Annotated in this window: 19 protein-coding genes; 7 read left to right on the forward strand and 12 right to left on the reverse strand. The window is 49.5% G+C overall.

Annotation, left to right across the window (positions count from 1 at the left end; all coding sequences use genetic code 11):
* Positions 1 to 167: 167 nt before the first annotated feature.
* The gene (locus AC6IB1_RS01865; RefSeq protein WP_497566102.1) at positions 168 to 719 is read left to right on the forward strand and encodes a hypothetical protein; all 552 of its coding nucleotides are present in this window, start codon (positions 168 to 170) and stop codon (positions 717 to 719) included.
* A gap of 62 nt (positions 720 to 781) precedes the next feature.
* Here AC6IB1_RS01865 and AC6IB1_RS01870 read toward each other — a convergent pair whose 3' ends face one another.
* A complete protein-coding gene (locus AC6IB1_RS01870) occupies positions 782 to 1,663 on the reverse strand; it encodes an AraC family transcriptional regulator (protein ID WP_154124975.1) in 882 nt (293 codons plus the stop codon).
* 265 nt (positions 1,664 to 1,928) lie between these two features.
* On the opposite strand from AC6IB1_RS01870, the gene AC6IB1_RS01875 reads away from it, so the two are divergent.
* Genes AC6IB1_RS01875 through AC6IB1_RS01890 form a run of 4 tightly spaced genes read left to right on the forward strand, consistent with a single transcriptional unit; the run spans position 1,929 to position 6,269 of the window.
* Complete coding sequence (locus AC6IB1_RS01875; protein WP_497566103.1) at positions 1,929 to 2,393, forward strand: (2Fe-2S)-binding protein; 465 nt, start codon at positions 1,929 to 1,931, stop codon at positions 2,391 to 2,393.
* Between the two features lie 4 nt (positions 2,394 to 2,397).
* Positions 2,398 to 4,602, forward strand: a complete 2,205-nt coding sequence (locus tag AC6IB1_RS01880; protein WP_497566104.1) for a xanthine dehydrogenase family protein molybdopterin-binding subunit — start codon at positions 2,398 to 2,400, stop codon at positions 4,600 to 4,602.
* A gap of 33 nt (positions 4,603 to 4,635) precedes the next feature.
* On the forward strand, positions 4,636 to 5,658 hold the full coding sequence (locus AC6IB1_RS01885; RefSeq protein WP_497566105.1) for an XdhC family protein: 1,023 nt from the start codon (positions 4,636 to 4,638) through the stop codon (positions 5,656 to 5,658).
* Between the two features lie 2 nt (positions 5,659 to 5,660).
* On the forward strand, positions 5,661 to 6,269 hold the full coding sequence (locus AC6IB1_RS01890; protein WP_497566106.1) for a nucleotidyltransferase family protein: 609 nt from the start codon (positions 5,661 to 5,663) through the stop codon (positions 6,267 to 6,269).
* Between the two features lie 27 nt (positions 6,270 to 6,296).
* Here AC6IB1_RS01890 and AC6IB1_RS01895 read toward each other — a convergent pair whose 3' ends face one another.
* The 6 genes from AC6IB1_RS01895 to AC6IB1_RS01920 all read right to left on the reverse strand — a co-directional run bounded on the left by AC6IB1_RS01895 (position 6,297) and on the right by AC6IB1_RS01920 (position 11,721).
* The gene (locus tag AC6IB1_RS01895; protein WP_497566107.1) at positions 6,297 to 7,844 is read right to left on the reverse strand and encodes a BCCT family transporter; all 1,548 of its coding nucleotides are present in this window, start codon (positions 7,842 to 7,844) and stop codon (positions 6,297 to 6,299) included.
* Positions 7,845 to 8,161: 317 nt separating this feature from the next.
* A complete protein-coding gene (locus AC6IB1_RS01900; RefSeq protein ID WP_497566108.1) occupies positions 8,162 to 8,593 on the reverse strand; it encodes a hypothetical protein in 432 nt (143 codons plus the stop codon).
* A 136-nt stretch (positions 8,594 to 8,729) separates the two neighbouring features.
* Positions 8,730 to 9,836, reverse strand: coding sequence for a molybdenum ABC transporter ATP-binding protein ModC (modC, locus tag AC6IB1_RS01905; RefSeq protein WP_497566109.1), 1,107 nt, complete (start codon positions 9,834 to 9,836; stop codon positions 8,730 to 8,732).
* Positions 9,833 to 10,525 carry a molybdate ABC transporter permease subunit gene (gene modB / locus AC6IB1_RS01910; RefSeq protein WP_497566110.1) on the reverse strand — a complete coding sequence of 231 codons (693 nt, stop codon included), beginning with the start codon at positions 10,523 to 10,525 and terminating at the stop codon, positions 9,833 to 9,835. Before modB ends, modC begins: the two co-directional genes overlap by 4 nt.
* Before the next feature lie 6 nt (positions 10,526 to 10,531).
* Positions 10,532 to 11,302 carry a molybdate ABC transporter substrate-binding protein gene (gene modA / locus AC6IB1_RS01915; protein WP_497566111.1) on the reverse strand — a complete coding sequence of 257 codons (771 nt, stop codon included), beginning with the start codon at positions 11,300 to 11,302 and terminating at the stop codon, positions 10,532 to 10,534.
* Between the two features lie 119 nt (positions 11,303 to 11,421).
* Complete coding sequence (locus tag AC6IB1_RS01920; protein ID WP_497566112.1) at positions 11,422 to 11,721, reverse strand: DUF6916 family protein; 300 nt, start codon at positions 11,719 to 11,721, stop codon at positions 11,422 to 11,424.
* Between the two features lie 769 nt (positions 11,722 to 12,490).
* On the opposite strand from AC6IB1_RS01920, the gene AC6IB1_RS01925 reads away from it, so the two are divergent.
* Together AC6IB1_RS01925 and AC6IB1_RS01930 are read left to right on the forward strand one after the other, a co-directional pair.
* Positions 12,491 to 12,919 (forward strand): RNA-binding S4 domain-containing protein, encoded by a 429-nt coding sequence (locus tag AC6IB1_RS01925; protein ID WP_497566113.1) that lies wholly within the window; start codon positions 12,491 to 12,493, stop codon positions 12,917 to 12,919.
* Between the two features lie 583 nt (positions 12,920 to 13,502).
* The gene (locus AC6IB1_RS01930) at positions 13,503 to 14,441 is read left to right on the forward strand and encodes an SLAC1 family transporter (RefSeq protein WP_497566114.1); all 939 of its coding nucleotides are present in this window, start codon (positions 13,503 to 13,505) and stop codon (positions 14,439 to 14,441) included.
* Between the two features lie 28 nt (positions 14,442 to 14,469).
* Here the strand turns inward: AC6IB1_RS01930 and ureG are convergent, their stop codons facing one another.
* The 5 genes from ureG to ureC are packed head-to-tail and all read right to left on the reverse strand — an operon-like array spanning position 14,470 to position 18,244.
* Positions 14,470 to 15,090 (reverse strand): urease accessory protein UreG, encoded by a 621-nt coding sequence (gene ureG, locus AC6IB1_RS01935; protein ID WP_497566115.1) that lies wholly within the window; start codon positions 15,088 to 15,090, stop codon positions 14,470 to 14,472.
* Positions 15,091 to 15,101: 11 nt separating this feature from the next.
* Entirely contained in the window at positions 15,102 to 15,827 is a 726-nt protein-coding gene (locus tag AC6IB1_RS01940) for an urease accessory protein UreF (RefSeq protein WP_497566116.1), read from the reverse strand.
* Positions 15,827 to 16,030 (reverse strand): hypothetical protein, encoded by a 204-nt coding sequence (locus tag AC6IB1_RS01945; protein WP_497566117.1) that lies wholly within the window; start codon positions 16,028 to 16,030, stop codon positions 15,827 to 15,829. Before AC6IB1_RS01945 ends, AC6IB1_RS01940 begins: the two co-directional genes overlap by 1 nt.
* A gap of 31 nt (positions 16,031 to 16,061) precedes the next feature.
* Positions 16,062 to 16,529 carry an urease accessory protein UreE gene (ureE, locus tag AC6IB1_RS01950; protein WP_497566118.1) on the reverse strand — a complete coding sequence of 156 codons (468 nt, stop codon included), beginning with the start codon at positions 16,527 to 16,529 and terminating at the stop codon, positions 16,062 to 16,064.
* An 8-nt stretch (positions 16,530 to 16,537) separates the two neighbouring features.
* Complete coding sequence (gene ureC, locus AC6IB1_RS01955) at positions 16,538 to 18,244, reverse strand: urease subunit alpha (protein ID WP_497566119.1); 1,707 nt, start codon at positions 18,242 to 18,244, stop codon at positions 16,538 to 16,540.
* Position 18,245: the final 1 nt, after the last annotated feature.

Below are 18,245 nucleotides of genomic sequence, written 5' to 3' on the forward strand. Positions count from 1 at the left end.
TGGACTGCAAAGATATCACAGTGATTACAAAAAAATGCTAAGCCAAGCATTTGAGAGTAATTAGTTTGTAATGATCGTCAAAGTTATTTGAATCGTTACTAAAGTTTTCGTGTAGCAAGCCATACACTTTCTCGTATCACATTCAAAAACTTGCTGCAGGGAACGCTGTGAAAAATTCAAAAACATCATGTGCCATCAACGTGATTGTTACCACACTGGGATTGACGTCCGCTGCTGCTATGGCGACAAACTTTAATTACACCAACCTTGAAGTGGGCTTTACTGGCAACCCTTCTGGCCTTGGCGTAACGGGTCGGATGGCTTTCATGGATGGCGCGCATTTTATCGTCAATGCAAGCAGTCAGTTTGAAGGTGACTGGTTAGCATCTGGTGGTGTGGGGTTTCACGCACCTGTCAATGAGTTTATCGACATTCATGGTGATGCACGCGTTTATTCGGTGAAGTTTCCCGAAGACGATAAACATGATTGGGGTGATCTGGCTTATGGCGTAAATGTCGGCGCCAAAGCGTGGGTACTTCCCCAAATAGAAGCAAACCTGTTGGTCGGCCAAGTTGCATTTGATTCGGACGACACACGTTCGGTTGTCGAACTGGGTAGTCGATTCCATTCAACCGAGATCCTTTCTGTCGGGGCAACTTACCGCGCTAACGGCCTGTACGAAGAACAATTTTATTTTGATGTCCTGTTCAACTTCTAACGACAAATACCGGGCATCCGTTTAACCATGCCGGAGCGGGCCTCTCACTCAAGCCGCTCTCTTTATTCTATAGTTGTGACCATTGTTCTGGCTTCACTTGGAGTCACGCCAAAATAGCGTTTAAATTCACGACTAAATTGAGACGGACTGCTGTAACCCACGCCATAACAGACTTCCGCGACCTGATACCCTACTGACAACATCGACCGCGCCTTGTGCAAGCGCAGAGATTTCGCATACTGCATTGGGGAAACTGTTGTGACTTGCTTGAAATGGTCATGCAAAGTGGAAGCACTCATTCCTGCGACACTTGCAATTTCTTCAATGGCAAGGTTTCGCTCAAAATTCTGCTCAATGTAGTGAACGACAGGAGCAATACGGTTCGCACCTGCATGATTGCTGACACAGTTGCGAAGCAGGCCGCCCCCAGGCCCTTTAAGTACTGCATAGTAAAGTTCACGACAAATCGACGGCGCCAGGATCTCCTTGTCCATTTCATCATTCAATAGCCCTAACAAACGGGAAGCGATATTGGATATCTCTGGCGTTATAGGCGCTGACTGGGTAAATCCGCTTTGAGGGGCAGAATACATCTCTTTTTGCCACCGCGTCATTTCCATCATCAATTGCCCAACCATCTGTTGGTCAATGTTCAGACTGAACCCCACATATGGGTGGCTGTCAGTCACATCCAGTAGACTTGCTTCAACTGGCCGTGTCACCGAATTAATTAAATAGGAATCAGCGCTGTAAACATACGCTTGCTGACCCGTCGCGACACGTTTTTTGGCTTGCAGGACGAAACATATGGACGGTTGCAATACGATGGGCATCAGAACAATCGGACTCTGGCTTGCGTACAGTTTTAGACCCGGAATATCCGTCTGCCATTTACCCGTCGCCTTTTCGAAAACGTTTCTTGCCAGCTCAGTTATAAAATCCATTGCTTATACACATGCCTCCTGGTTGCTTAAGTTTTCAACGCTCGTAGGATAATGACACTAAATAAGCATATACATTGATACAGATTTGAAATTCCGGACTTTTAGGCAAGAACTCTGGAACATCTCGATAACATAACCCCGAAAAATACGCCCATAGTAACAATAACTGATACAAAGCAGGGGAAAAGGCTGGGTCTCATTTTCCCTTTTTGTCGCAGTAAATTATGTCATTACGCTGCCGACTCAAGCCAGGAAGGAGACTACTATGAGCGTATCCGTCAATATTAACGGACAGGACTACGAGCTCGATGTGCCCGCTGACACACCGCTACTTTGGGCACTTCGCGACAACCTTATGCTGACAGGAACCAAGTTTGGATGCGGTATTGCACAATGCGGAGCCTGCACGGTTCATATAGGTGGCCAACCGATTCGCTCCTGCGTAACCCCCGTCTCGGCGGTAGCAGGACAGAACATCACCACCATTGAAGGCGTTGAATCAAAAGCAGCAAAAGCCATTCAGGCGGCATGGGAAGATATCCAGGTTCCCCAGTGCGGTTACTGTCAGTCAGGGCAAATCATGGCTGCCAGTGCTTTACTCACCAACAACCCAGCTCCGAATGATGCAGATATTGATGCAGCCATGAATGGCAATATCTGCCGTTGCGCGACCTATATACGCATTCGTGAAGCGATTAAACAAGCCGCCACTGAACTGAAACAGGGATAGGACCATGCGTGATTTTCTGAACGGTTATGTGCCTGAAGAGGCTTTATTAAAAAACACTACACAGCCAGGCACCAGTCGCCGCAACTTTATCAAACTGATGTCTACCGCAGGTGCAGGGTTGACTTTAGGCGTTCACCTACCTTCTGTGGCTGCTGGTGCTAAAGAAGCAGCCGGTACCTCTTTCGTACCAAACGCCTTTGTGCGTGTAGGATCTGACGACACGGTCACCATCCTGATAAAGCACTTAGACATGGGTCAGGGTATCACTACCGGCCTGGCCACGATTGCGGCCGATGAACTCGATGCCGATTGGAGCAAGGTCACCACGAAAGCCGCCCCCGCAAACGCCAGTCAATACAATAACCTGCTTTTTGGTCCTGTTCAGGGAACCGGCGGTAGTACGGCGATAGCCAACTCCTTTATGCAATTACGAATGGCAGGGGCAAAAGCAAAAGTCATGTTGATTCATGCTGCTGCGAAAGTCTGGGAAGTGTCGCCATCTGAAATAGTGACCAGCAGCAACACACTCTCACACAATGCATCTGGAAAGTCGGCCAGTTATGGCGAAATGGCCGAACTTGCTGCATTGCAAACTGTCCCCTCTGATGAGCAGGTCACCCTGAAAACCCCTGAGCAGTTCACGATCATCGGCAAAACAGGTACCTTGCGTAAAGATCAAGGGAAAAGCAACGGTACGGCGACTTTCACGCAAGACGTACAACTTGAAGGGATGCTGACCGCGGTTGTCGCCCATCCCCCAGCGTTTGGCGCAAAAGTGGTGTCATTTAATGCAACGGCAGCGAAACAATCTCCCGGGGTTGTCGATGTGGTTCAAATTCCAAATGGCGTCGCTGTTATCGCGAAAGACTTTTGGAGTGCAAAAACCGGCCGTGACAAGTTGACGATAGAGTGGGCTCGCTCTGCATTCAACAAGAACACCGAGCAACTTAAAAAAGAGTACACAGCGTTAGCACAACGCCCCGGCCAACCTGCACGTAACGAAGGTGATGCCAACAAAGTACTCGGCACTTCAGACGATGTTATCGAGGCCACCTACTACTTCCCCTACCTTGCCCACGCGCCAATGGAACCTATGAACTGTGTGGTATTAGTTGGTGATGGTAAGGCTGAGCTTTGGTATGGCGCACAGCTTCAAACTATCGACCAGTATGCCGTCGCCAAAGTACTTGGTATCAAGCCGGAAAATGTCACCATCAATACCTTGTTTGCCGGTGGCAGTTTTGGGCGTCGTGGCAACCCCCACTCGGACTACGTCGTTGAAGCCACCATGATTGCAAAAGCAAAACCAGGGGTTCCCGTTAAGCTGGTTTGGACACGTGAAGACGACATGCACGCAGGCTATTACCGTCCAATGTATGTTCACAAGATCCGTGGTGCTATTGATGCTGATGGCAACCTTTCAGCTTGGGAGCAACGTATTGTTGGGCAGTCAATTGCGGCAGGAACTGCCTTTGAGCAGTTTATGGTAAAAGATGGTGTTGACTCCTCCTCTGTTGAAGGTGCATCAACACTGCCCTACGCCATTCCCAACCTTGCCGTTGAACTGCATACCGTTCAACAACCTGTCCCGGTTGTTTGGTGGCGCTCTGTCGGACATACGCACACAGCATTTTCTACTGAGACCTTCTTTGACGAACTGGCACATAAAGCAGGGAAAGATCCCGTCGAATTGCGCCGTACGCTTCTCAAGAACCATCCCCGTCATCTCGGTGTGTTAAACCTTGCCGTGGAGAAATCCGATTGGGGCAAGCCACTAGCGAAAGGGAAAGGCAGAGGTGTGGCCATTCATGAATCGTTCCGTACCTTTGTGGCTCAGGTGGTAGACGTGACAGTTGAAAATGGTCAGATCACGGTTGACCGCGTGGTGTGCGCAGTGGACTGTGGTGTTGCAATCAATCCGGATATCATCAAAACACAGATGCAAGGCGGGATCGGTTTTGGACTATCACCTGCCCTTGTCAGTGAAATTACGCTGCAAAACGGTGCAACCGTCCAATCAAACTTCCACGATTATCAGGTGCTCCGGGAAATGCAAATGCCGGAGATAGAGGTTCACATTGTGCCATCTGCGGAACCACCAACTGGTGTTGGTGAGCCAGGCACGCCCCCCATCGCGCCTGCCGTTGCAAACGCTGTATTTGCGGCAACCGGTAAGCGGCTTTACGACTTACCAATGAAACTGTCGTAAAGGTTCAGGCTGGGTAAGTAAGAAGGAAAGGCAATGTCAAACCATCTACTGTACTTGTTGGATCAGTGGTCTCCGGACAAAGATAACGCCGAATGGGTACTCGGAACCGTCTTTGAAACGAAGGGGCCCTGCTATCGAAAAGCCGGTGCAATGATGCTTTTCAGCAGTCTTGGGCAACAACTTGGTATGTTGAGTGGCGGATGTCTGGAATCAGACATCCAGCGACATGCCAAGAAAGCCATGATGACAGGAGAAGCCTGTACCCTGACCTATGACAGTCAGGATGAAGACGATCTTTCCTTTCAACTTGGTATAGGCTGCGGTGGCACCGTTCATATCATGCTGCAACCTGTTAATGCCAATAATCACTATCTACTGTTGGATAAAATCCATGAAGCGCTCAAACAACGCCAGTGCGGATACTACTATCAAATGATTGCCAAAAACGGGAGTGACATTGAAGCAAACTACTTACCTTCAGGGCGAATCCACCAGTACATAGCCGACAAGCACACCATTGGCGAGCGCATTGAAGAAGGCGAGCAGATCTGGCTGAAAACCTATATCCAGCCACCTGTACATTTGCTTGTTTGCGGTGGCGGTTATGATGCCAGGCCGATTGTCGCGCTTGCGCACCAGCTAGGTTGGCAGGTCACCTTGTGGGACCCACGGCCTGCGAATGCAAGAAGGGACTATTTTCCTATGGCAAACGCCATCATCCGTTCTGAGCCAGCATCTTTGGGGCAGTACTGTCATGATTTTCACGTCGATGCAGCTATCGTGATGACGCATAATATCTCGCTTGATGCCTCCGTGCTCAAAGCACTCAAGTCAACCCGTTTGACTTACATTGCATTACTTGGCCCATCGCACCGAAAAGAAGATGTTCTTCAAACGGCAGAGCTACACGAGTCACATTTATCGTGCAAACTTGCAGGGCCGGCAGGCTTGCAACTCGGAGCAGCATTGCCAGAAGGGATCGGACTTTCTATTCTGTCTGAATGCATGGCAGCACTTAACGATGCCAATGCCAACTCATTTAGTGGAATAATATAAGAATGATAAAACTTGCCGCAGTAATACTCGCTGCAGGCCGCGCTTCCCGATTCAAGCAATGCAAAGCACTGGCAGAAATTAATGGCGCACCGCTTATCAGCTTCCCCATCAATGCGGCCGCTGCAATCACCAAAGACATCTTTATCACCACGGGTTTTTGGCACCAAGAATTGGAGAGCGCCTGTCAGAAACACAACTGGCCTGCAAAAATACTCTATATCGACACATGGGAAGAAGGCATTGGCAGCGTGATCTCTTCCGTTACCGGGAAGCTTGAAAAAGAGTATGACGCGATTCTTTTTATGCTGGCGGATCAACCCGCGGTGAGCAGCGACAATGTAGCGCTGCTTTGGAAAGTGTTTATCGAACACATCAACGATGCGGTTTGTTGCCAATATCACGACACTATCGGTGTTCCTGCTATTGCGTCTCACACCCTGTTTGAAGAATTAAAAATGCTGGAAGGCGAGTCGGGAGCCAAGCATTTACTCAATAATGGAAAACATGTGGTTAACGTGGTCGCGATTGATCAATGTCATATTGATATTGACACTCAGGAAGATCTCGATAATTACGTGCATTATCTCAATCACATGGCGTCACTTTGGTAGCGACGCCATGTGTTAACGAAAAAATGGTTAGCCGAACACCTTTTCACCATTTGCTTCCATTTCTTCGCTGACAGGTTGCATTTTCACCAGAGTAATGGGGGCAGAGATCAGCGTCGTGGCTATCAGCAGGGAAACCGGAACAGCAGTGATCACGATAAAAGATTGCAACGCAGCAAGTCCACCATTCCCGGCCATCAGCAAGACAGCAGCAACCATGCCCAGCAGCAACGCCCAAAACAACCTGTTGTATTTCGACGGAGTCGAATCCTCAGATGTCACGACAGCAATAGAGTAAGCCATGGAATCACCGGTCGTCGCAACGAAGGTCGTCGTCAGGACCAAAAATGCCGGCACCAAAATCAGCTGAAGTGGCAACTGTTGCAAGGTAGCAATCAAGATACCGGGAAGCCCCGCTCCTGACATCGCATCGGAAATCGAGCCCGGATCTGTCAGTTCAAAGAAAATGCCTGTACCACCAAGGGCAGTAAACCAGAAATTCGTCACGATGGGAGAACCAACAGCCACTGCCGCCACCAGCATACGGATACTGCGACCACGCGAGATCTTGGCAATAAAGATCGCCATCATCGGTGCGAAACCAATAAACCAACCCCAGAAAAACCAGGTCCAGCTCGTCATCCAGCCAGCGCTGTCTGCTTCAATACTCATTGCAGAGAAGTTGCCAATATAGCTGCCAAAAGCGTGGAAGAAAGAATCAAAGATGAACGATGTCGGTCCCAACACCAGCACAACCACCAGCAGGGCAAGCGCCCCCAATACATTAAGTTTTGACAGCCACTGAAGACCTTTGTCCATGCCTGTGAATGCGGAAAGGGAATAAATAGCAACCACACCCATCAGGATAAATATCTGGGTGCTGAGTTCATTCTCTACACCAAACAAGACTTCAACACTGTAACCGAGCTGGCTGGCTAAAAAGCCAATAGGACCGATTGTGCCTGCTGCTACACCTACGATGGAACAGGCATCAACCACAGCGCCAAACCAGTGCTTTTCAAAGCGCTCACCGAACAGCGGATAAAGCAGCGCCCTTGGTCGAAGCTTCAGACCTTTTTCATAATGGGCATGCATCAACACTATTGTCGCCAGCGTACCCAACACGGCCCAGGCTAAAAACCCCCAGTGGAGGAAACTCTGGCTCAGCGCTGCTGTGACTGCTGCCAGACTGTTTTCATCAACACCATCATATGCAGGAGACGGTGACATAAAGTGATACACAGGCTCAGCGGCCGACCAAAACACACCGCCCCCCGCGAGAAGCGTACACATAATCATCGCAATCCAGCGGAATGCACTGATATCTGGCTTGGATTGCTTACCCAACTTCATCCCTCCATATGGAGAAACAGCAACAAGGAGCGCTAACGCCAGGTTTGCCACCATTAGCCATTGCCAGAATGTGCCAAATCCGTCTGCTGCATAACCAAACAGGGTGTTAATAGATTGGGAAAAAAGCGACATATCATACATAGCCGCAAAGAGGAACAAGGCGAAAAAACCGATAGTCAGGGTTGAAACCAGTTTTTCGCTTTTAAATAGAGATGTAAAAATCATTGTGCTCTCACATTGTGTGTGAGGGGCAGCACCTTAGCAGATCATATACGTGACATCCATCACTTTTCATTGAAATCTAATCTTCACCTTGTCATTTTCATACTTACCCGACACACAGACACCAGTCTTAACCTTTTGTATTTACATGAAATAAAAGGCGTTCGGTAAAGCATCATTCCTCTTAGAGCACAGAAAATACTTTGCACAATAAACAACCTAGTAAACAGTAGCCTGCCTCAAGCCCAGAATGCATTCCCCGCTTGTCAAAAATACCAATCCCCCAGGTATTGATAGAAATCCGGTCGTGCATTTCGGTTTCAGGCTTGTTCTGTGCGCCGTTTTTTGGACTTGGAATAGGTGTCTACAATCTGTTTGTGAAGTGAGGTGGCCGCACGGACCAGGCGTGGATGAAGTTGCACTTCACGATTCTCGATCAGAGTCTTATTGTAATTGATCACCGATGCAGTCAAACATGCCGCAACCTTAATCTGACCTAATTTATGTGCATACATCGCCGTTTTGATTGCCATAAATGCGTGCTGGTCATTTTCCTTATAGTTTCGAACTGCAAAACGCTCAAACCGCAAAAAGTCCTTGAGGTAAGACAGGTGAATACGGGTAACATGTTTGTCATAGTATTCTTGAAATTTGCTATAACTGCCTGAGCGGTTGGCTTGCATGAGTTTTTTAACCCACTCCGTCGACTTGAGTGTTTCTTTCTTAAACAAGCCGCTTAGCCATGCAAACATTTCTCTCTCCTACTCTTCCCTTACGGGCCTTCGACTCAAAAGGTGGTGATGCCACCGACACCAACTAAAAACATGTCGTGCGGTAAAAGGCCCAAAAATTCTACTTTAGTTTGCAATGAGATATGCAAATAATTTATTAAAAGTTCTTGTGTTCCTGCGCCAGATCCCCTTTGGTAATGCTCACGCCCTTCAGTTGGGCATAAACACCATCTCCTCTGGATAAACGCAAGTCATCTGCGGCCCACTGTGTGATATTGGCCAATAACCGTTGGTTCCCCACTCTCAGTGCAACCTGGCAGTAGCCACTCTGTGAGTCATCACTAGGTAAACCGCACACTTCATCAACAACGGCGGGCAATATGTTTCGGATACTGGTGTCATTCGGCCTGGATTTGACGATGGAAATGTCGTTGGCAAACACACGAAGCCGAAGCGTAGCCCCGACAGGCTTACCAGTATCCGGTACCCAAAGAATTTCACCATCCAAATCAAGTTGTGCCATGGCATAGTCAGGGTGCTTCCCGACACAACGCGCCATGACAAGCGCACTTTGCTCTTTGGCTGAAAGCCAGGGACGCATCGGTGCCGACCCCCAAACATCATGCAATGGACCATTGGCAATCACCTTCCCGTCATTCAGGATTACCATGTTGTCGGCAATATGTAAGATCTCATCCAGACTATGACTTACGTACAAGACGGGGATGTTGAGCTTTTCTGCAAGACGCAGCAGATACTGGATAAGCTCTTGTCTGCGTGGCCCATCCAAAGATGCCGTCGGCTCATCCATGATCAATAATTCAGGTTCTGACAGCAACGCACGGCCAATTGCTACACGCTGCTTCTCACCACCGGAAAGATCTGCCGGATGACGTTTCAGGAGACCTTCAATGCCCAGCAGGGTAATGATTTCGCTAAACTGGGCTTTATCTTCGCGCTGTTGCCCATATTTAAGGTTTTTTTCTACAGTCATGTGAGGAAACAGACGCGCTTCCTGAAACACATACCCGATCCGGCGATGTTCAGGGGGCAGATTAATGCCAGCGACACTGTCGAAAAGCACTTTGTCACCCACCGAAATCCTGCCTGATTCAGGCGTGACCAACCCACTGATGGCATTGATAAGAGAGGTTTTCCCCGCGCCGGAGCGGCCAAATACCACAGTAATGCCTGATGAAGGAATTACCTCTTCCAAAGATAAAACAAAGGGCGTGTGATTGAGAGTAAAAGAAAGCGTAATCATTTCAGCCCCATTTTCTTTTTCATCCGGCGGCTCAGCCATTCAGAGCCAAACAGAGACAACAATGCAATCACGATGGAGATAATACAAAGGCGTGCCACCCCCTGCTCTGCCCCCGGCGTTTCAAGAAAAGCAAACATTGCGAGCGGGATGGTCTGAGTTTGACCGGGAATATTCGACACAAAAGTGATAGTGGCACCGAATTCGCCAAGGCTTCTTGCAAACGCCAATACCAAACCGGAAAGGATGCCGGGCGCAATCAAAGGCAGGGTAATGGTTAAGAAAACACGCCAGGAAGAGGCGCCAAGTGTTCGTGCCGCTTGCTCGAGCTTTTGGTCAACAAGCTCGATAGAAAGCCTTACGGCCCGAACCAACAATGGAAACGCTACCACAGCAGAAGCCAGTGCCGCCCCTTTCCAACTGAACGAAAACGACAAGCCAAACGTATCGTACAGCCAACTGCCCACCATGCCGCGACGCCCCATCAACACCAACAATAGGTAACCAATCACCACCGGGGGCAACACCAGAGGGAGATGGACAATCCCATCAAGGAGCGATTTCCCCACAAACTCCTTTCTTGCCAACAACCATGCCACCGCAATACCTAGGGGCAGACTCACTGCCACCGCGACTACCGAAATCTTCAGGCTGAGCGCCAGCGCTGCCCATTCAACAGGTGTAAGTAACATCAGTGTTTATTGCTCTTGTTTTGACGTAAGCACAACAAAGCCATTGGCAGATAACACTTGCTTGGCTGATTCGGAATCTAAAAAGCGGAAGAACGCTTTCGCTGATTCAGAAGCCTCTTTTGTCAGGGCTTTGGGAAACACAATCGGTGCGTGCGAATTATCAGGGATTGGCGCAGCAACATGAACAGCACTGGACGCCTTCGCATCGGAATAGTAAACCACGCCAAGCAACGCTTCTCCCCTCTCCACCAACGCCAACGTTGCCCTTACGCTGTTTGACAGCGCAAGTTTATCCTCAACGGTTGCCCACAAACCGAGCGACTCAAGGGCTTCTTTGGCATATATCCCGGCAGGCACATGATTTGGGTCTGCCACGGCAATCCGGCTGTTACCTATTGCCTGCAATAAACCTTTGGGTTCAAGTGACAATGTGTTCACCCCATTGACCGGTGCAACAAACACCAACTGGTTTGCAACCCAAGGAGAAACAGCCGCAGACTCGATGCCCCCCTGATCCACTGCATAATCCATCCATTTTTCATTCGCCGAAATATAAATATCAGCAGGTGCACCATAAGCCAATTGGCGCGCTAATGTAGAAGAAGAGGCATAAGAAACCACCACGTTTTCACCTGTCTGCTTTTCATAATCACGGACAATCTGGCTTAACGCCGTCGTCATCGAAGAGGCGGCAAACACCAACACGTCCTCACGTGCAGATACAGTGGACGAAAATAAATAGAAAACAGACAAAAAAGTGAGAATAATGCGTTGCATACGACCTCTGACTAGAATACGACAGAATGGGATTATCATAACAACGAATTGGGAATGGGGGTATTTAAAGCGCCAAGCGTGTGACTATCTGATGACAAAACACACAAAAGAGGCGCGAGTTACGCCTCGGTGTTAATCGTAATGGTGTAGCGGTTATCGCCAGCCTGCATCACATAGAGGATTTGCTGTCCCATAGAATGGTGGGAAATCAGATAATTCCCCTGCGGAAATTCCATCTCCTCTGGGCCAGCCAGCACAATAGTATAGTGCTCAACAAGACAATCGTTTTTTGTGGTGCCGTTTCCTTCGCCTTCAATAACCGACTCCACCAACACGTCATATTCGTTTTCTGCACCATCAATCAATTGAACGGTTTGTCCGGCCAGCTTAGAGATGTTCTCCCAAGACAATACATTCATTTTATTTCTCCCGACAGGCGCGTGTTGAAAACCTCAACTACACGCAATTTCCCATTGACTAAAGTGTAGCCATCACGCAGTCAGGAAACCGATTTTGAGTATAAATTTCTGACAGTTGCCCCAATTTTTCTGCAATACCATTAACAATTGGGAGGTTGCGGGTAGGAATGTAGATCTGAGAAGAAAACGTTGGAACCAGAAACGCCATCTGACGCTTCTGGCCTCTTTGCGGTTAACGCAGTTTTAATGGACGCATTTTTTTCGTTTTACTCTGGTGGTAAAACCACAGGCGTCTTGATTTATTACTCATGTACAACACCTCTTTTTTTATTCAGGTTAAAATACGCTGGCTTTATAAGACCTAAAGCGCGCACGCATTACATTCCTGATGATTTTTAACAATACATCACCTGTATTTGCCAATGTGTTGGCTGTCCCCCCGTTCTTTAATTGCCTAGAAGAGCACACTTTTTCCTGCATGAAAAATGCATTCCGTGATACAAGGTGAGTGGATTATATGACAGTGAAAACAGGAAAAAATTCCGAATATCGTCACAACAACAATATTTTTATTACATCCCTTTGCAAGTTTCAAGAGACCCCACGCACTTCCATGTTGCCTACGTCACAGTTCTGCGGTAACAACAACCAACCTGTATACGTTTCCACCACACTGATCTATCCCCTGCTATATAGGCGTTTCCGAGTGTATTGCCACCCATTCTTGCGCTACACTCCGGCTAGTTATCCCTAAGTAAGAGTAACCTGTATGTCTCATGAAGAGATCGAAGTCGAAGCGATGGGTATTGAAGTTTCATCCCAACCGATTGAGCTCTACAAAGTGCTCAAAATGGCCAATGCTGTCAGTGGTGGTGGTGAAGCAAAGATGGCGATTGCAGAAGGCTACGTGATCGTGAATGGTGAAGTGGAAACGCGTAAGCGCTGCAAAATTTATGATGGCGATGTCATCGCATTCAATGAAGAATTCTATGTTGTGCTTTGCGACACGCCACCGACACCTGTTGAACCCAACGTTAAAAAAACCAACGTCGCCGCCCAACAGACAATGCACAATAAACATCCCCAAGAGAAAACAAGCACGAAAAAAAATCAGGGTAAGCATTCAAAAACAGCCAGAAACAAAAGCTCGCAGCCTGAAGAACGTGCGGCAAACGGCAGAAGAAAGATTTCATTCTGATTGTCACTTTCCAGCATCGATAAAAAAAGCCACCGAAGCGGTGGCTTTTGCTTAACTCTAATGGTTGAAATCGAATACTGTGGTGTTATCGTAAATTTCTGGTGCCTTACTTGCTCACTATGTTGAGCTTCCTGGTCTCGTGTGTTTGTAACACATGGACCCAGTGGTGCGTAAGGACTTATCACGTTTTCAGTGTATTCCTACACAAGGTGTAACAATCCAAATTGTTATGCAACCCAACATCATCGCCAGTGCACTTTTGCCCAGCGAACCCGAGCTTAAAACTCTTCCTCATTCGTCAATATTTCTGGGTGCAATTTGAGTATAGATAAGGCTGATACGCGGTCTAGATTCCGTTTCGATGAATGTGACCGGGTTTCCGCTTTCGACAATATCACTCTTTTAGGATGAATTTCCGGCAGGAAATATGCTTTAAAACCAGACATAGCAAGGCTTCAAGCGATGAAGAAAAACTGGCATGCTTCTACTCACTGAATGTATTAAAGAATATCCGGTCTGCTTATCACATCGTCAACCTGCGCGCGTATAATACACGGATTACAATATAATCATGGATGTTAGATTGACTGCTTTTCACTCCCCTTTTCGTTTCGTGCCGACAGCGCAGGCCTCCCTTGCGATGGCGTTTTTTGGCCTTGGTGTTGCCTGGTCACTGTATCACCCCATGACAGGTCTGCTGACCCGCCCGGTTTTGTCAGCGTTGGGCATCATGCTGATTGTTCCGGTTTGGCTGAAATACGTTTTCGAGCCAAAGCGATTTTTCCAGGATTTACGGGATCCGCTTTACGGTAGCCTGATGGCTCCCATGACGATGTCACTCCTGCTGATGGCTGACTTCCTTGCCGAAGTGAATGTGAACATGGCTGCCATCATTTGGTATCCCGCCATGGTTATGCACGTGTTCATGATGTGCTATTTCTTCTTTCATCAGCTTCAAGCTTTTGATAAATGCCACATCTATCCCAGTTGGTTTCTCTACCCAGTTGGGTTGATCAGTAGCACCCTGGCTGGTCCTAAGCTTGGGTTTAATGAAGAGTCGGTGCTGCTTGCGCACATTTGTATTGGGGCATACTTTTTTATGCTGCCTTTTGTGCTTTACCGTCTTTGCTTTCTGGACAGGTTACCGAGAAACTCCCGGCCAGTGCTCGCTATCATGGCAGCGCCGGTCAACCTGGCTTTAACAGCCTATCTGGTGAATCTCCCTACCCCAGACCCTGTGCTAGCAGGCGCATTGGCCGGGGTCGGCATTATGATGACGTTGTTTGTGTACCTTTGTTATATCGATCTGCTCAAAGAGCCGTTCCAGCCAACGCTCGCCGCCCTGACCTTCCCGTCCGTGATCAGCGCAGTGGCAATGGAAAGGTTGATGATCTGGCTGGGGAAAGATTTCCCCCATTGGAGATGGCTGGAAACACTGGGGCTGATTGAACTCACCGTGGCGAGCTTATTGGTGACTTGGGTCAGCGTTGGCTACATCCGGCACTATGGTTTTGGAAAGTAACTGCGATGATATATAGCAAGCGGGCTGGCTAACCCGCTTTTTTGAGCATGCCTTCTGTTTCCAGAAAATGGATCACTTCAGTTAATCCGACACCTTCCTTCAGGTTTGAAAACACATACGGCTTCACCGGGCGCATACGTTTGGTGTCTGAGTCCATCACTGCAAGATCGGCACCGACATAAGGTGCCAGATCGATTTTGTTAATCACCAGAAGATCAGAGCGGGTGATCCCCGGTCCGCCTTTGCGCGGAATTTTCTCCCCTTCAGCCACATCTATCACATAGATCGTCAGATCCGCCAGCTCCGGGCTGAACGTCGCACTCAGGTTGTCACCGCCACTTTCAATAAACACCACGTCGAGCTCTTTGTGGTACTGAGCCAGACTTTCTACCGCCTCTAGGTTCATCGACGCATCTTCCCTGATTGCGGTATGCGGACAACCCCCGGTTTCGACCCCAACAATGCGATCAGCGGGCAAGGCTTCTGCTTCGGTCAGAATGCGCTGATCTTCGCGGGTATAGATATCATTGGTCACCACTGCCACCGAGTAGGTATCCCGCATCGCCTTACACAGCACCTCCAGCAAAGCTGTTTTCCCAGACCCAACAGGGCCGCCAACGCCGACCCGCAAAGGTTGTTTGTAATCCATTAACTGTCTCCTTATGAACGAAATAACCGTGAATACTGTGTTTCGTGGCAACTGGAGGCTATCGCCTGCGCAGGGGCAAACGACCCCACGTGTTCATCAGCAACAAAGCGTGATGCCTCAACCACGTCCTGAAGAGTGTCAGACACCGCCATCAATACCCGCTGACCAGCGGTTTGCCCAAGCGGCACCATTTTTACCCCCGCCATCACACAGTTTTCCAGCCAGCTCCAGGCATAGCCGTGACACAGGGGTTCTTCCTCTATCTCCCATTGCACCCCGGCAAAGGCGAAACCCGCAATCTGACTTTTTGCCAATAAGTTGCCCAGTTCGGTGTCTGTCCCAGCAATATCAGCAATAGTGTCTGTCCCGATAATCCCTAACGATAAAGTGTCTGTCCCTACAACGTTAAGTTGCTGGATCAGCTTCAGCATGGTGCGGCCACGCTGGTATTCTTCCATCCGCAACTCTTTGGTTTCACGGCTGGCATAGAGCCAATCGCACCAGTGCCGGGCATCGGCGATATCACCTGCGTTGAACGCGGCGTAAACACGACGCAATATGGGTAATTCCAGTTGCTGTAAACTGTCGGTCGCTAAACTCACCAGCCAGGCTTTCAGCGTGCTTTCGCTGTCGACCCAACCGGCTTCAATCGCCCACTCCAACCCCTGTGAATAACTGAACGCCCCCACCGGCAAGGAAGGGCTGATAAGCTGGAACAGACGGTAATCTGCTTTCATTAAGCACGGCCATTGAAAAAGTGGTGAAGTGCCAGCACGGCTCCAACAACAGCGGCCAGCATCAACACGGATTCGAAAGGATGTGTCAGTGCTGTTTCCAGAATATGGTGGAAGGTTTCGGCGTGCGGCTCTGCGGTAACGTGTGCGTAAGATGCTACCGGAAAGAGTGCGACAGTGATGGCCGCTAAGATTCTGTTCTTCATTAAGCTATCTCCTTGGCTGAATAGTGAACATTTAATGATGGTGATGATGCCCGGATGAATGGCCACCATAGGCGCCGGCTTCCGGTTCAAAGGGCGCCATTTCGACAACCACGTCCCCGCCAAGCAGCCCCACCATCTCATCCAGAACATGATCATGCTGGTAACGCACCCAGCCGTCCCCCACTTGCAGTGGCACATGCCGGTTTCCCAGATGGTACGCAAGCCTTGCCAACAGGTGGCCGTTACCGACATGCACGGTTGACACCTGCTCATTCGCCGCGACCACCCGCACCCGCTCGCCCCCCGGCGACACCAACACATCACCACCGCGGAGGATTTGTCCCCGGGGAAGGAACAGGCCCGCTTCACTGCCGTTATCCAGTGTTATGCGAAGGCGACTTTTTTTTCGTGAATCAATGCCAAGGCGCACCGTCGACAGTTCAGCGATATCACTGTCGCGCACGTCCGCCGCATTGATCACCCTTGTAAACTCAAGCATTGTTCACCTCAGAACAGGAAATAGCGTTGTGCCATCGGCAATACATTCGCAGGCTGGCAAACCAGCAACTGACCATCTGCACGCACTTCATAAGTTTGCGGATCCACTTCAATGTTTGGCTGCCAGTCATTCAGTTTCATGTCTTTTTTGCGGATATTGCGGCAGTTTTTAACAGCCACCGTCCCGCTTTTCAAATCCAGCATCTCCGGCACACCGTTATCTATTGCCATCTGGGACATAAACAGCAGAGAACTGTTTGCAGGGCCCGCGCCAAATGCGCCGTACATAGGGCGATAATGAACCGGCTGGGGCGTCGGGATAGAACCGTTTGGATCCCCCATCGGCGCGGTGACGATTAACCCGCCTTTGATCACCAGCGAGGGCTTCACGCCAAAAAACGCCGGTCTCCACAGTACCAAATCCGCCAGCTTGCCCTTTTCAATCGACCCAACTTCATGCGCCACACCGTGGGTAATGGCCGGGTTGATGGTGTACTTCGCCACATACCGTTTAATCCGTGCGTTATCGCTGTACCGGCTGTCACCCTCCAATGGTCCAAACTGCACTTTCATCTTGTGCGCCGTTTGCCAGGTACGCAGCACTACTTCACCCACGCGGCCCATGGCCTGTGAATCAGAAGAAATCATCGAAAATGCCCCCCTGTCGTGCAGCATGTCTTCGGCGGCAATGGTCTCCCGGCGAATGCGGGATTCAGCAAAGGCAATATCTTCTGCGATTGAAGGGGAAAGGTGGTGGCACACCATCAGCATATCAAGGTGTTCATCCACTGTGTTCACAGTGTAAGGACGTGTTGGGTTGGTGGACGATGGCAATACATTCGCCAGTCCCGCCGCTTTCATAATGTCCGGTGCGTGTCCGCCGCCTGCACCTTCGGTGTGATAGGTATGAATGACCCGATCGCCAATGGCATTCAGTGTCGCTTCCACAAAACCACATTCGTTCAGGGTATCGGTATGAATGGCGACCTGGATATCCGTCTGTTCTGCTACGCCCAGACAACAATCGATCGCCGCCGGGGTCGAACCCCAGTCTTCATGCAGTTTCAGCCCGCAGGCTCCGGCGGCAATTTGTTCCTCCAGCGCCCCCGGCAGGCTTGCATTCCCTTTGCCCAACAAGCCAACGTTCATCGGGAACGCATCAAGCGATTGCAGCATGCGATGAATATTCCACGGCCCCGGCGTACAGGTGGTGGCGTTGGTGCCTGTAGCTGGCCCGGTTCCGCCACCAATCATGGTGGTGACGCCAGATGTCAGCGCCTCCTCAATTTGTTGCGGGCAAATGTAGTGAATATGGGTATCTATACCGCCCGCGGTCAGGATCTGCCCTTCCCCCGCAACCACTTCGGTGCCCGGGCCAATAACGATATCAACGTTATCCTGAACATCCGGATTGCCGGCTTTACCAATATGCGCAATGCGGCCCCCTTTAATGGCCACATCGGCTTTGACAATGCCCCAGTAATCCAGCACCACCACATTGGTGATCACCATATCCGGGGTTTCACTGCTGAGCCGCTGGCTTTGTCCCATGCCATCACGAATGGTTTTACCGCCACCAAATTTCACTTCGTCGCCGTATACGGTGAAGTCTTTTTCCACTTCCAGCCAAAGCTCGGTGTCAGCAAGGCGCACGCAATCCCCGGTTGTTGGGCCGAACATTTCAGCGTACGCGTTTCGGGAAATTTTCTTACTCATT

It is taken from the genome of Grimontia sp. THUN1695 (assembly GCF_059704325.2).

Bases quoted from the DNA above. Each gene is read 5' to 3' on its own strand.
- AC6IB1_RS01870 (WP_154124975.1), bottom strand. From the start codon at position 1,663: ATGGATTTTATAACTGAGCTGGCAAGAAACGTTTTCGAAAAGGCGACG.
- AC6IB1_RS01875 (WP_497566103.1), top strand. From the start codon at position 1,929: ATGAGCGTATCCGTCAATATTAACGGACAGGACTACGAGCTCGATGTG.
- AC6IB1_RS01880 (WP_497566104.1), top strand. From the start codon at position 2,398: ATGCGTGATTTTCTGAACGGTTATGTGCCTGAAGAGGCTTTATTAAAA.
- AC6IB1_RS01885 (WP_497566105.1), top strand. From the start codon at position 4,636: ATGTCAAACCATCTACTGTACTTGTTGGATCAGTGGTCTCCGGACAAA.
- AC6IB1_RS01890 (WP_497566106.1), top strand. From the start codon at position 5,661: ATGATAAAACTTGCCGCAGTAATACTCGCTGCAGGCCGCGCTTCCCGA.
- AC6IB1_RS01895 (WP_497566107.1), bottom strand. From the start codon at position 7,844: ATGATTTTTACATCTCTATTTAAAAGCGAAAAACTGGTTTCAACCCTG.
- AC6IB1_RS01900 (WP_497566108.1), bottom strand. From the start codon at position 8,593: ATGTTTGCATGGCTAAGCGGCTTGTTTAAGAAAGAAACACTCAAGTCG.
- modC (WP_497566109.1), bottom strand. From the start codon at position 9,836: ATGATTACGCTTTCTTTTACTCTCAATCACACGCCCTTTGTTTTATCT.
- modB (WP_497566110.1), bottom strand. From the start codon at position 10,525: ATGTTACTTACACCTGTTGAATGGGCAGCGCTGGCGCTCAGCCTGAAG.
- modA (WP_497566111.1), bottom strand. From the start codon at position 11,302: ATGCAACGCATTATTCTCACTTTTTTGTCTGTTTTCTATTTATTTTCG.
- AC6IB1_RS01920 (WP_497566112.1), bottom strand. From the start codon at position 11,721: ATGAATGTATTGTCTTGGGAGAACATCTCTAAGCTGGCCGGACAAACC.
- AC6IB1_RS01925 (WP_497566113.1), top strand. From the start codon at position 12,491: ATGTCTCATGAAGAGATCGAAGTCGAAGCGATGGGTATTGAAGTTTCA.
- ureG (WP_497566115.1), bottom strand. From the start codon at position 15,090: ATGGATTACAAACAACCTTTGCGGGTCGGCGTTGGCGGCCCTGTTGGG.
- AC6IB1_RS01940 (WP_497566116.1), bottom strand. From the start codon at position 15,827: ATGAAAGCAGATTACCGTCTGTTCCAGCTTATCAGCCCTTCCTTGCCG.
- AC6IB1_RS01945 (WP_497566117.1), bottom strand. From the start codon at position 16,030: ATGAAGAACAGAATCTTAGCGGCCATCACTGTCGCACTCTTTCCGGTA.
- ureE (WP_497566118.1), bottom strand. From the start codon at position 16,529: ATGCTTGAGTTTACAAGGGTGATCAATGCGGCGGACGTGCGCGACAGT.
- ureC (WP_497566119.1), bottom strand. From the start codon at position 18,244: ATGAGTAAGAAAATTTCCCGAAACGCGTACGCTGAAATGTTCGGCCCA.